Origin of the sequence: Pseudomonas sp. S36 (assembly GCF_016647875.1) — a bacterium.
In the GTDB taxonomy this organism is placed as follows: Bacteria; Pseudomonadota; Gammaproteobacteria; order Pseudomonadales; family Pseudomonadaceae; genus Aquipseudomonas; species Aquipseudomonas parafulva.
Genome location: NZ_JACVVG010000016.1, coordinates 1 through 12,738, shown reverse-complemented (window position 1 = coordinate 12,738; position 12,738 = coordinate 1). Strand labels below are relative to the sequence as shown.

Genomic DNA, 12,738 nt, shown 5'->3' with positions numbered 1-12,738 from the left:
TGTCATCTTCCTGTCGTATTGTTGTGGCCTCACCCAGGGTCGGGAACTATCAGAAGTGATTCGTCGTTCGCTTTCTTCCGCCAGCCTGCTACGGCTGCTGATCCTGTTGCTGTGTGCTGCCACGCTGGCGTTCCTCTGGGGGCTGCATATCTCGCAGAAAGCATCGGCCGGTCAAGACGCGCTGGCGGCCAAAGCTGCCGAACACCTGAACCTGGCCAGCATCATCGGCCAGAACCTGCGCCAGGCACTCGACCGCGGCCAGGCCGACGACCCTGCATTCAAGCGCCTGGGCCTTTATGACCGGCACGGCCGCCTGCTATCGGCTACCCTGCCCGACGCCCCCGCCCAGCTGCCCAAGCCCTGGCTCACACAGTTGGAAAGGCAACTGGCGGTATACGGTGCCAAGCCATTTCTGGCTCAAGTACTGCCTCATGAAGGCGCAGCCCTGAGGGCCCTGGTGCCCCTTGGCGGGGGCGACAATGGCAAGGTCCTGCTGCTTCAATTGCAGCCCCTGTACCTCTCAGAACTGCTGCACCCTGTCGACCTGGGAAGCGGCGGCCGGGTCAGCCTCGTGCAGGATGACGGGTTGGAGCGCCTGCGCATCGATGGCCGCGGTGTGACGGCTATCGACAGCCCGCTGCAGCCAGCCTTGAGTGGCCGCGGTGCGGACGCCGGGTTGCTCACCCAGTACGGCGCAGGCGAGGCCTACCAAAGCCTGTACAGGCGGGTACCCGAACGCGGGTTCAGCGTGGTGGTGAGCCAACCCCAGGCGGAAATCGTCACCCCTTCGCAGCTGGCCTACGCCAGGCAGTTCTGGCTGAACCTGGGCATGACCCTGATGATTCTTGCCAGCCTGGCCTGGACCCTGCGCCTGCTACGTAAACGCCAGGAAGCGTTCAGCGCGCTGGAGCATGCCCAGCAGGTCAACCAGCAGTTGATCGGCCGCCTGGAGGACGAACACCGGCGTAGCAGCCATGCCGCTGCCACCGACCACCTCAGCGGCCTGCACAACCGCCGCCAGTTCGTCGAGGTGGCCGCGCTGGCCCTGACTCGCCAGCGTGGGCGGCGGCAGTTGATGGCGATCCTGTTCATCGACATGGACCGCTTCAAGTCGATCAACGACTCATTGGGGCACAAGATTGGCGACCTGCTGCTGCAGGCCGTTGCCGGTCGTATTCAGCGCTTGCTGGAGCCCGGGGACGAGGCGTCGCGCTTCGGCGGCGATGAATTTGTGGTGTTGCTGGCCGGCGAGCGCAGCGAAGACCAGATCAACGCCTGGGTCGGTGAGCTGGTGCGCAGGCTCTCGGCCACCTATGCCCTGGACGGCCAGGAGGTCAACACCAGCCCCAGCGTTGGCGTCAGCATCTGCCCGCGCGATGGCCAGGACATCGACAGCCTGATCCGCAGCGCCGACGCAGCCATGTATTCGGCCAAGCAGGCCGGGCGTGCGCAGTACCGGTTCTTCGACCCGTCGCTGAACCTGGCGGATATTCAGGCGTTTACCCTGGAGCAGGCGTTCGGCAGCGGGTTGTCGGCGCGCCAGTTCGTGCTGCACTATCAGCCACAGATTCATCTGGATACCCACCAGGTAGTGGGTTATGAAGCGCTCGTACGCTGGGACCACCCCGAATTTGGCCTGCTCTACCCAGACCGGTTCATCGGCCTGGCAGAGCGCAGCGGTTTTATTGTCGAGCTGGGTTGGGAAGTGCTGCGCCTGGCCTGCGAGGCGCTGGCGGGCTGGGCCGCCGAAGGGCGGGAGGCACGCCTGGCGGTGAACGTGTCCGCACTGCAGTTGCGCCAGGCGGACTTCGCCAGCCGCCTGCTCGATGGGTTGCACAGCCATGGCATTGCACCGGGGCAACTGGAGCTGGAAATCACCGAAACCACCATCCTGGACCCCGAAGGCCCGGGCGTTGAGCACCTGCATCGGCTGCGTCTGGCTGGGCTCGGCATCAGCCTGGACGATTTTGGCCGCGGCTACGCAGGCTTTGCCCACCTGCACTCGCTGCCGTTGAGCAAGTTGAAGATCGACCGGTCGTTGATCGCCTCACTGTCCAACAGCCCTGACGACAGCCCGATCGTCTCGTCCACCATTATTCTGGCCAAGCGGTTGGGCTTGGCAGTGGTGGCCGAGGGGGTCGAAACCCGTGAGCAGGTGGTGTGTTTGAAGCTGGCCGGGTGCGATATCGCCCAGGGCTATCACTTCAGCCGCCCGCTGTCCGATGTGCAGTTGCGTGAGTACGCGCCGTTCAAAGAGGTGGAAGAGAAAGTCGCTTACTGATACCGGCAGCCCCAATTACCGCACCCGCGCATTTTGTAGGTATCGTATAGGCCTCGCACACCCCGCTGGCCCCGGACCATGACCGATATAGACCTCTACCTGCGCGCTGCCACCCGTGACAACACCCGGCGCAGCTACCAGGCGGCCATCGACCACTTCGAAACCCACTGGGGCGGCTTCCTGCCGGCCACGGCCGACAGCATTGCCCGCTACCTGGCCGATCACGCCAACCAGCACGCGGTGAGCACGTTGCGCCAGCGCCTGGCAGCGCTTAGCCAGTGGCACATCAGCCAAGGCTTTCCCGACCCCACCAAAGCGCCGCTGGTGCGCCAGGTGCTGCGCGGTATCCGCACCCTCCACCCCGCGCCGCCACGGCAGGCGGCGCCGTTGCTGTTGCAGCACCTGCAAACCGCAGTGGGCTGTTTTGAGCAGGAGGCGCGCCTGGCCCGCGAACAGCACGACTTGCACACGTTGCGGCGGGCGAGGCGTGACAGCGCCCTGTTGCTGTTGGGTTTCTGGCGCGGTTTTCGCGGGGATGAACTGGCGCGGCTGCGGGTGGAGCACATTCAGGCCGAACCCGGTGTCGGCATCACCCTGTTTCTGCCACGCAGCAAAGGTGACAGAGAGGCGCTGGGGGTGCAGCACCGCACCCCTGCCCTCAAGGCCCTGTGCCCGGTAACGGCGTACCTGCAATGGCTGGAGGTGGCGGGCATTGCCCACGGCCCGGTGTTCCGCAAGCTTGACCGCTGGGGCAACCTGGGCGATGCCCCGCTCAACAGCAACAGCCTGGTCGGCGTGTTGCGGCGCATGCTGGAGCGCGCCGGGGTGCCGGCGGCGTTGTACACCGGGCACTCCCTGCGCCGCGGTTTCGCCACTTGGGCCACGGCCAACGGCTGGGAGCTCAAGGCGCTGATGAGTTATGTGGGCTGGAAAGATGCCAAGTCTGCGTTGCGCTACATCGACGCCACGCAGCGTTTCGGTGAACTCGCCCTGCTGCCGGCCAGCCCGCTGCCGGCCCTTACGCCCTGACTGACCGCTGGCGAGCACACTGCCACAGGCGGCCGATATCGCAGGCGCGGGCCTGTAACAGCCGGGCCGCATCGGCACAGGCCTGGTCCAGGCTGATCGGCCCGTCAGCCAACGCAAACGCAGCGTCCACCCCGTGGGCGTAAAGTTGCTGGTAGCCCTCCCCCAACGTACCTGCCAGCACCACTACCGGCACGCCATGGCGCTGGGCGACCCGCGCCACGCCCATGGGCGTTTTGCCGCGCAGGGTCTGGGCGTCGAAACGGCCTTCGCCCGTCACGACCAGGTCCGCGCCCTGAACCAAGGCATCCAGCCCCGTCAGTTCAGCCACCACTTCTACCCCTGGGCGGAATTGCGCGCCCATGAACGCCCTGGCGGCAAAGCCCATGCCGCCTGCGGCGCCACATCCCGGGAAGTCGCGCACGTCCTCGCCCAACAGGCGCGCACAATGGTCGGCAAAATGGCCGAGCGCCTTGTCCAGCGCCTGCACCTGCTCGGGGCTGGCACCTTTTTGCGGCCCGAAGATCGCCGATGCACCGTGCGCGCCGCACAGTGGGTTGTCGACGTCTGCGGCGACTTCAAACTGCACCTCGGCCAAGCGTGGGTCGAGGTCGCTGGCGTCGACCCTGGCCAGGCCTGCCAAGCCCAAACCACCCTCAACCAGCGGTTGCCCGTGGGCGTCCAGCAAGCGCAGGCCCAGCGCCCGCAACATGCCGCTGCCAGCATCGTTTGTGGCACTGCCTCCAATCGCCAACACCACACGCCTGGCCCCAGCCGCCAGCGCTGCCGCAATCAACTCACCGGTGCCCCATGTGCTGCTGCGGCAGGCATCCCGCTGACCGGTAGGCACCAACTGCAGGCCGCTGGCCTGGGCCATTTCAATGATTGCGGTGCGGCTCTGCGGCAGCCAGCCCCACCCTGCCTCCACCTTGTGCCCCAATGGCCCACGCACGGTCTGCCGGCGCAATTCGCCGTCGCTTGCCGCCAGGATGGCCTCCATGGTGCCCTCACCTCCGTCGGCCATCGGGCACTCGATCAATTCGGCCTTGGGCAGCGCTTCGCGCAGGCCGTTGGCAATGGCACGGGCTACCCCGGCCGCGTCGAGGCTGTCCTTGAACGAGTCGGGCGCGATGACGATTTTCATGGTGATACTCCTGTCCTGATAGCGGCATGCTGACACCTGGCAACGCCAGCGGCCTCAGTCAAATGCACAACGCTGCGCGGAGGTTGTTTGGGCAACTGCCTGTGCTGGTCAGCCAGCGGGCAGCAACTGCAAACCCAGGTACAGGCTGAGCATGCCCTCCATGCGCAGCGGGTCCACCTCGCCCAGCTCGGCGATGCGCTCCAGGCGATAGCGCAAGCTGTTGCGGTGGATGCCCAGCGCGTCGGCACAGGCCTGGCTCTGCCCGTCATGGGCACACCAGGCACGCAAGGTGGCAAGCAACTGCCCGTTGCCATCCTTGGTGCGGATGCGTTGCAGCGGCTCCAGCAGCTCGTCCAGGGCGTCATCGCTGCGGTGGCGCCACAGCATTGCCGGCAGCCTGTAGCGGTGCAGGCTCAACAACTGTTCGCCAGGCAGCACTTCCCTGCCGTAGGCGAGCAGGTCGCGGACGCGGCGATAGCCCCGGCGCAGTTGTTCCAACCCCTGGGCTACGCTGCCAAGCGCCAGGCGCTCGACAACCCAGCCATGGCGTTGCAGGCGTTCAAGCAGGCGTGCTTCATCCAGCGCAGCGCCTGCCGGGCGGCACCACAGCAGCGATTGGCGCGCAGGGCTCACGCACCAGCTGTCGGGGTAACGGCTTATCAGCCAAGCGGCCAGCGCGTCGGCGTCAGGGCCCGAGGCCAGTTCAAACAGGCACGGCACCCGCGGCAGCTGAGGCTTGAGGCCCAGTTGCCGTGCTTCATCCAATAGCCGTGGCGAATCGCCCGCGCCACCCAGCAGCAACGCCAGCAGGTCATCGCAGCGTTGACGGCGCCATTGCTGATCGGCCTGCAGGTGACGCTGGGCCAGCAGCATCTCGGCAGTCATGCGCACCAGTTCGGCGTAGGTCCGCACCTGTTGCGGGTCTCCGGTAAGGCCCAGTACGCCCATCAGCCGGCCATCGAGCATCAGCGGCAGGTTCACGCCCGGTTGCACGCCCTTCAGGCAGCGTGCAGCATCGGTATCCAGCTCGACGATGCGCCCGTTGGCCAACACCAGTTGCGCACCTTCGTGGCGGGTGTTCACCCGCTCAGGCTCGCCACTGCCCAGAATCAGTCCCTGGCTGTCCATGACATTGACGTTGCACGGCAGAATGGCCATCGCCCGGTCGACAATATCCTGCGCCAGGTCGTGGTCGAGTTCGAACATTCAAGGGTCCTTGCAAGCGAGCGATTGGGCCAGGGCACAGCAGTGGCTGGCCGGTGCTGTGCAAAAGCACAAAGACAGGCATGCCGCCGTCCCCGAGACTCGGTGGGGCGAGCGCCGGCACAGGCGACGCGGCGACAACCATAACAAAAGAGAACCCGATCATGGCACACAGCCCCGCCCCTGACCACGGCACGGACACCGAGCGTAACGCGCTGTACCGGCGCATTACCCTGCGGTTGATTCCGTTCATTTTCATCTGCTACCTGTTCAACTACCTGGACCGCGTCAACGTCGGCTTTGCCAAGCTGCAGATGCTCGACGCGCTCAACTTCAGCGAAACCATCTACGGCCTCGGCGCCGGCATCTTCTTCATCGGCTACGTGCTGTGCGGCTTGCCCAGCAACCTGGCGCTCAACCGCTTTGGCCCGCGGCGCTGGATTGCCCTGATGATGATCGCCTGGGGCAGCTTGTCCACCTGCCTGCTGTTCGTCACCACCCCCACCGAGTTCTATGCCCTGCGCCTGCTCACCGGCGCTGCCGAAGCAGGTTTCTTCCCCGGTGTGGTGCTGTACCTTTCGCGCTGGTTCCCGGCAGCGCGTCGGGGCCGCATCATGGCCCTGTTCATGTCGGCCATCCCGGTTTCGGGGTTGCTGGGTGGGCCGTTCTCCGGCTGGATCCTCGAGCATTTCGCCGCAGGCCAGCACGGCCTCGCCGGCTGGCAGTGGATGTTCCTGATTCAGGGCCTGCCGACCGTGGCGCTGGGTGCGCTGGCGGTGTTCCTGCTCAGTGACGGCCACCAGAAGGCCCACTGGTTGAATGCCCGCGAACGCCAGCTGATCGCCGCCGACCTGCAGGCCGACGCCGACGCCAAGCCCCGCACCTCTGGCGACACTGTGCGGGCGGTGCTGACCAACCCGCTGATCTGGACGTTTGGGTTCGTGTACTTCTGCATCCAGAGTGGCGTTTACGCCATCAACTTCTGGCTGCCGTCGATCATCAAGAACATGGGCTTCGACAACCCGCTGCTGATCGGCTGGCTCAGTGCCATTCCGTACCTGCTGGCCGGTGTGTTCATGATTCTGTGTGGCCGCTCGGCCGACCTGCGCAACGAGCGGCGCTGGCACCTTGTCGTGCCGATGCTGATGGGTGCAGCAGGGCTGCTGATTGCGGTGAACTTCGCCGGCACGCCGACCATTGCCATTCTGGGCCTGTCCATTGCCACCATGGGCGCACTGACCGGCCTGCCGATGTTCTGGCCGATGCCCACTGCCCTGCTGAGCGCAGGCGCCGCCGTCGCAGGCTTGGCCATCATCAACTCGGTGGGCCAGATGGCCGGGTTCCTCAGCCCGTATCTGGTGGGCTTCATCAAGGACCAGACCGGTTCGACCGACGCTGCGCTGTATTCCCTGGCGGCACTGATCGTGCTGGGCAGCCTGGTGGCCCTGCGGGTTACCCGGAGTGGTGTGGTAGGCGGTGTTCACCGGTAGAGTTTCAGCGCCTGGAAGATAGAGCGCCGCGCGTGCGGCGCTCTATCCTACAGACGGAACATCCCTGCCGGTCGTCAGCCCAACGCATCTCCCTCCCCCGACCGGCGTCATAACCTCCAGAGCCCTTCCCTGGAGAAACACCCATGACCCACCACGCCGTAGCCCATCTGAGCGACCTCGACGATCAGCGCCCCCTGCGTGTGCAGGCTGGCAGTGAAGAGCTCATACTGCTGCGCCAAGGTGACCAGGTACACGCCTTCCAAGGCACCTGCCCCCATGCCGGCGCCCCGCTCGACGAAGGCCGTGTCTGTGATGGCATGCTGATTTGCCCGTGGCACAAGGCCGCGTTTGCCCTTGGCGATGGCGCAGTCTGCGAGCCGCCGGCACTCACGGGCTTGCAACGCTACAAGGCCTGGGTCCAGGACGCACGGGTATGGGTGGATGATCGCCCGCTGCCCAAGCCCCAGCCAGCCCGGCGCAGCGATGCCCGCTGCTTCGTGGTGGTTGGTGCCGGCGCGGCAGGTACTGCGGCGGTCGCCACACTGTTGGATCAAGGCTTCGCCGGCCGCCTAGTATGGATTGACCAGGAGCGCCACCCCGCCTATGACCGCACGGCGCTCAGCAAATTTGTGCTTGCCGGTAAAATGCCGCCCGACGAGGTACCCGCGTTGCTGGAGCCCGATGACCTGCGCAAGGGGCAGCTGGAACGCAAGCACGCCAAGGTGCGCTCGCTGAACAGCCAGAAACGCCAGCTGCTGCTGGCTGACGGGCAGAGCATCGACTATGACGCCTGCCTGGTGGCCACAGGCGCCAAGCCGAGGCGTGTTGACGTGCCAGGTAGCACGCTTGCCGGCGTGTATACCTTGCGTACCCGCGATGACGCCGAGCAATTGCTCGACGCAGCCACCCCGGGGGAGCCCGTGGTTATCGTCGGCGATGGTTTCATCGGCCTGGAGGCTGCCTCGGCGCTCTGTGAGTACGGCGCCCAGGTGCATGTGGTCAGCCGCCACGAAGTGCCCCTGGCCAAACAACTGGGCGAGCGAATTGGTAAAAGCATCCGTGCGCTGCACCAGAGCAAGGGCGTCACCTTTCACGGCCCGGCAGATGTCGTTGCCATCGAAGGCGACGAACAGGCGCAGGCCGTGCTGCTGAGCACAGGTGAACGGTTGGCCACCGCGCTGGTGCTGCTGGGAACCGGGGTCGAGCCCGTCACAGGCTTCATCCAGGGCGTGGCGCTGGCGGATGACAAGTCGCTGCAGGCCAACGGTGAAATGCGCGTGGCCGACGGCCTGTGGGCTGCAGGCGATATCGCCACCTTTCCGCTCTCAGGCCACCCGGTACGTATCGAGCACTGGCGCCTGGCCCAGCAGCACGGGGTGATTGCGGCAGCGAACATGCTCGGTGAGAAGCGGCACTACGCAGATGTGCCCTACTTCTGGACCTTCCATCATGGCCAGCGCTACGAAAGGCTGGGGCATGCGCAGACGTGGGACCAGATGGAGTACGTGGGGGCACCGGAATCGGGTGACTTCATTGCCCTGCAGTGTACGGCTGGGCAAGTGCAGGCCGTGATCGCCAAGGGTTATGCCGATGCGATGATGGTGCTGTCGCAGCGTATGAGGCGGCCGCTGGACCTGGCCGAAGCCCTTGAGTTGATCGTGGTGCCCGTCAGTTGAAGCCGATGACCGCTGGCGTTCCGGCTCCCAAGCCGGCTTGCCAGCGTCGGCCCACCCACCACGGTGAGCCTAACCCCCACCCATCAGCTTGATCAGCACGAGGTGCCCTGGGTAGAACGCATACCCCCACCGCCCCACGGCCGGTATTTCGGGCCTGGTACAGCGCAGTAAGCCAACCCCCAATGGGATTGCAAACAGTGCCGCGGTGAGCACAAGCCACGTAAACGGCGCCAGCAAATGCTCACGCAACCAGCCATTGGTCAAGTTCCCCGCCATGGCCAGCAGGCACGGCACTAACCACCCAGCGCCACCGTGCCGACGTGCCAGCAGCCAGCCGGCGGGTAGCAGCACCCCCGGCAAGCCATACATCAACCGATCGCTTGCCAGCCAGCCGCTTATCAGTGCTGCAAGACCCAGCAGGCGTGCCAAGCCCTGTTGATAGTGCACACCCCAGGCAACCAGCAGCCCCAACACCAGCGTTGGCATGATGCTGAACGTCGATGACCCACTGTCCAGCCAGCGATACACCGGTTCCGACAACACGGTAAACACCAGCATTAAACCCAGGTAACGCACGTTGCTGCGGGTACACAGCGGCCCCGACGCGAGCCTGGCCACATTCACTGCAATGGCCAGGCAAAACAACGGAAAGGCCAAGCGCCCGGCCACAAACAGCCCGTCGGCCTGCGGCCAGACAAAGCGCAGGTGATCGGCGACCATGGTCAGCATCGCCAGCCATTTCACCAGGTCCAGGCCGGGTGCGCGCATGGGTCAATGCCTGGCTTCAGGAGGCTGCACGCCCAGGTAGCGAGAGGTCCAGCTGGCCAGGGGGAGCGGTGGTTGCTGGGCGACTATGCGCCGCCAGATCAGGGCCAGGTCGTGCCTGTTGAACATGGACCCGGGGCCGCCTGCCTGGTGCGCGGTAGGCGCCTGGATCACCCACTGCCCCTGGTCGTCCAGCTGGGCGAAGTCGAAGCGGAAACTGTAGTTGCCCGGCGTCCCCATGCGTAGGTCGGTCACCACCAGCGTGCGACCCACCTGGTCATAGCGCAGCCAGTCGTCAGTGAACCAACGTAACCGTTGGTGCAACGGGTCGTTCGCCAATACCTCGGCCAGCGGCAAGTGGCGGGTGAGGCGCTGCATTTCTGGCGGGCCGCGGTCGAACAGGCTGCTGACGCCTTCGTAGTAGATGCCACCGGGCGCCTTGGCCAGCACGCGCCACACCAGGCTGTTGAAGGCCATCGGGACCGCGCGCACTTCACTGGCCTGTATGCCCTGAGCATTCAGTGCGGCCTGGAAGCGGTGCTCCGCCACCATGCGGCTGCCAAGGCCAAAACCCAAGTAGGCGGTGCTGAATGCCAGTGCCAGGGCCATCAGGCGGGTGGCTTTCAACGTCACCCCCTTGCTGGCTGCGTACAGCACCGCCCCCAGCAGTGGCAGCGTGTAGACCGGGTCGATGATGAACACCGCCGCCCAGCTTTGTGGGGTGAGTTGCAACGGCCAGAACAACTGGGTGCCATACACGGTGAAGGCATCGAGTACCGGGTGGGTTACCAGTACCAGCCAGAACGCCAGGAACAGCCTGGGCAATGTATAGCCCTTGCCAGGCCAGCGTTTGTTGACCAGCCATGCCAACAACAGCGCAAGGCCGGTGAGCACGAACAGGGAGTGGGAAAAGCCACGGTGGTAGGTCATTCGTGACACCGGGTCGGCGTAGCGGATGACCACGTCCAGGTCGGGCACCGTTGCCAGCGCTGCCCCGTAGAGCAGCGAACGGCGGCCCTGGAGGCGGCCCAGCACGGTACCTTGCAGCGCCGCACCAAGAACGGCTTGGGTGATGGAGTCCAAGGGAAGGCCTTTGTCAGGGGGTATTAGCGCACGCTACCTGCATAGGGGCGCCCAGCGCAATTGCGGGGTCGCCCAGGCACGGCCGAAACAGCTTGCAAACAAGCGGTGCGGCCGTTCGGTAACTTTTCTCACATTCGGGGCAGTGCATTTGATAAAAAGCCCGCATGCCTACTTTTATGTTTGCCCACCTGCGCCGCCGCTGGTTCAGCTGGCTGTGCGCCGCCCTGTTGCTGCTCGGGCTGCCGGCCGGCTGCTCCGTGTTGCAACACAAGGAACGGGAACTGGTGTTCCGTATCGAGCCGGGCCAGGCCAGTTGGTTCCATGGCCTGCCCAGCGGCATCCAGGAACTGGACCTGCGCCCGCGTACCTTCACCGACAACCAGAGCCTGCATGCCTGGTGGTGGCCTGCACAGCGCGCCAACGCCCCGGCCATCCTGTATCTGCACGGCGTGCGCTGGAACCTCACCGGCCAGCTGTTTCGCATCGAGCAGTTACATGCCATGGGCTATTCGGTGCTCGCCGTGGATTACCGCGGGTTTGGCCGTAGCCGCGGCGACCTGCCCTCGGAGGCCACCGTGTACGAGGATGCGCGCATTGCCTGGGACCGGTTCGCCCAGCTGCAGCCGGACCCTGCCAAGCGGCTGATCTTCGGCCATTCCCTGGGCGGCGCGGTGGCGGTGGAACTGGCCAGCGAGCTGGCCCGTGATGCACGCGACAAGGCGGGCGTCGCCCCGGCACGGGGGCTGATTCTGGAGTCCACCTTCACCTCGCTCGGCGATGTGGCCGCCGTGGTGGCCAACACCTCACTGCCTGTGCGCTGGCTGATGTCGCAGAAATTCGACTCGCTGAACAAGATTCACGAGGTGGGGGTGCCGGTGTTGCTGGTGCATGGGCTGGACGACCGTTATGTGCCATCACGCTTCAGCCAGCAACTGTTCGAGGCAGCGCAAGAGCCCAAGACCTTGCTGCTGGTACCCGGCGCCACCCACAACAACAGCATGAGCCTGGCGGGCCAGCGCTATCGCAAGGCCATCCAGGCGTTGCTGTAGGCCCCGGCCACACTTACTGCACCGGCAGGAAGTTCATCAGCAACAAACTCTGCGCATAGTTCAGGCCAATACGGCGGTAGCGCTCATCCAGCAGCTCGGCCAGCAGGTCAAGGCGGGCCACCACCTTGCCAAACTCCACGGCAAAGCTCAGGTTGCGGCCCTCTTCTGACAGTTCGTTGGAGAACAACAGCAGTACGCCATTGGCATCCTGGCGCTGGCTGAGCATCCAGGTGGCCTTCTCAATGTTGCGCGCGGCGTTGTTGACGAACAGCGGGTCGATGGTGTCGGTGATGTAGAACTCGGTGCGCCCGCCGTGCGCAGTGATCAGCATGCTGCCAATGGCATAGATGAAGGCGCCCACACGGTCACCGCGAAATTCGGGGCTCAGGGCGTAGCTCAGGGCCGCCAGGTCTCGGCGGTTACCCAGCTGTGGCAGGGGTTGGCGTTGCTCGATGGCAATGCGGATCTGCCGTTCGGCGGTGGCGGCATCCAGGTAGCCGGACAGCTTCCACTGGCTGGGGTTGCGCAGGTACAGCTTGTTCATCAGCAGGTACAGGCTTTGCAGGTTGTCGCGCATCGCCAGGGTGGCCAGCCGGTCTACGCTGGTCTGGAACAGCTCGCTGGGTTTGCCGTCACTGAACTGGTTGACGATGTCACGCCCTTGCTGATGGCTGCAGGCGCACAGGCATGTGAGGGCGCCTGCCAGCAGCAGGCGGGGTAACAGGTGGGGCTTGCACGCAACCATCGGCACCGGGTCGAAATCGGCGGCCACGCGGGGATCGCAGCGGCCTGGGCCTAGGATAGAGCGCCGAAAATGGAAAAAGTGCGGGTGGCTGTGGGGCGCGGCCCTCAAACGCTGGGTGAACAGCCCTGACACCGGGGCTGCTATGCAGACAACTTGCTTCGCAGGCAACCCACACCCATTGTGGGAGCAACTGTCTTCCACAAGATCTCAGAATTGACGCAATCACTGTGGGAGCGGGTTTACCCGCGAAGCAGGCAACGCGGTGTATGGCACCGG

The 12,738-nt window shown here is 65.2% G+C and carries 10 protein-coding genes; 5 read left to right on the top strand and 5 right to left on the bottom strand.

The features are described from left to right. The first annotated feature begins 55 nt into the window (after nt 1-55). Together IAE36_RS11405 and IAE36_RS11400 are read left to right on the top strand one after the other, a co-directional pair. Nucleotides 56-2,281 (top strand): putative bifunctional diguanylate cyclase/phosphodiesterase, encoded by a 2,226-nt coding sequence (locus IAE36_RS11405; protein ID WP_201212441.1) that lies wholly within the window; start codon nt 56-58, stop codon nt 2,279-2,281. A gap of 78 nt (nt 2,282-2,359) precedes the next feature. After that, the gene (locus IAE36_RS11400) at nt 2,360-3,310 is read left to right on the top strand and encodes a site-specific integrase (protein ID WP_028634039.1); all 951 of its coding nucleotides are present in this window, start codon (nt 2,360-2,362) and stop codon (nt 3,308-3,310) included. Here the strand turns inward: IAE36_RS11400 and IAE36_RS11395 are convergent. Together IAE36_RS11395 and IAE36_RS11390 are read right to left on the bottom strand one after the other, a co-directional pair. Beyond that, on the bottom strand, nt 3,300-4,451 hold the full coding sequence (locus IAE36_RS11395) for a glycerate kinase (protein WP_201212439.1): 1,152 nt from the start codon (nt 4,449-4,451) through the stop codon (nt 3,300-3,302). The two genes, IAE36_RS11400 and IAE36_RS11395, sit on opposite strands and share 11 nt — an antisense overlap. Before the next feature lie 108 nt (nt 4,452-4,559). Continuing rightward, entirely contained in the window at nt 4,560-5,657 is a 1,098-nt protein-coding gene (locus IAE36_RS11390; RefSeq protein WP_201212437.1) for a sugar diacid recognition domain-containing protein, read from the bottom strand. A 161-nt stretch (nt 5,658-5,818) separates the two neighbouring features. On the opposite strand from IAE36_RS11390, the gene IAE36_RS11385 reads away from it, so the two are divergent. Together IAE36_RS11385 and IAE36_RS11380 are read left to right on the top strand one after the other, a co-directional pair. Next, nucleotides 5,819-7,144: an MFS transporter gene (locus IAE36_RS11385; RefSeq protein WP_201212435.1), complete on the top strand. Its 1,326-nt coding sequence runs from the start codon at nt 5,819-5,821 to the stop codon at nt 7,142-7,144. Nucleotides 7,145-7,287: 143 nt separating this feature from the next. Further along, nucleotides 7,288-8,820 (top strand): FAD-dependent oxidoreductase, encoded by a 1,533-nt coding sequence (locus tag IAE36_RS11380; RefSeq protein WP_201212433.1) that lies wholly within the window; start codon nt 7,288-7,290, stop codon nt 8,818-8,820. 69 nt (nt 8,821-8,889) lie between these two features. Here the strand turns inward: IAE36_RS11380 and IAE36_RS11375 are convergent, their stop codons facing one another. Both IAE36_RS11375 and IAE36_RS11370 read right to left on the bottom strand, forming a co-directional pair. Next, on the bottom strand, nt 8,890-9,588 hold the full coding sequence (locus IAE36_RS11375) for a TraX family protein (protein WP_201212431.1): 699 nt from the start codon (nt 9,586-9,588) through the stop codon (nt 8,890-8,892). Nucleotides 9,589-9,591: 3 nt separating this feature from the next. Then, nucleotides 9,592-10,668 (bottom strand): metal-dependent hydrolase, encoded by a 1,077-nt coding sequence (locus IAE36_RS11370; protein WP_201212429.1) that lies wholly within the window; start codon nt 10,666-10,668, stop codon nt 9,592-9,594. A gap of 164 nt (nt 10,669-10,832) precedes the next feature. Here IAE36_RS11370 and IAE36_RS11365 point away from each other — a divergent pair, with 164 nt between their 5' ends. Beyond that, complete coding sequence (locus IAE36_RS11365) at nt 10,833-11,717, top strand: alpha/beta hydrolase (protein WP_201212427.1); 885 nt, start codon at nt 10,833-10,835, stop codon at nt 11,715-11,717. A gap of 13 nt (nt 11,718-11,730) precedes the next feature. On the opposite strand, the gene IAE36_RS11360 is transcribed toward IAE36_RS11365, so the two are convergent. After that, the gene (locus tag IAE36_RS11360) at nt 11,731-12,462 is read right to left on the bottom strand and encodes a hypothetical protein (RefSeq protein ID WP_201212566.1); all 732 of its coding nucleotides are present in this window, start codon (nt 12,460-12,462) and stop codon (nt 11,731-11,733) included. Nucleotides 12,463-12,738: the final 276 nt, after the last annotated feature.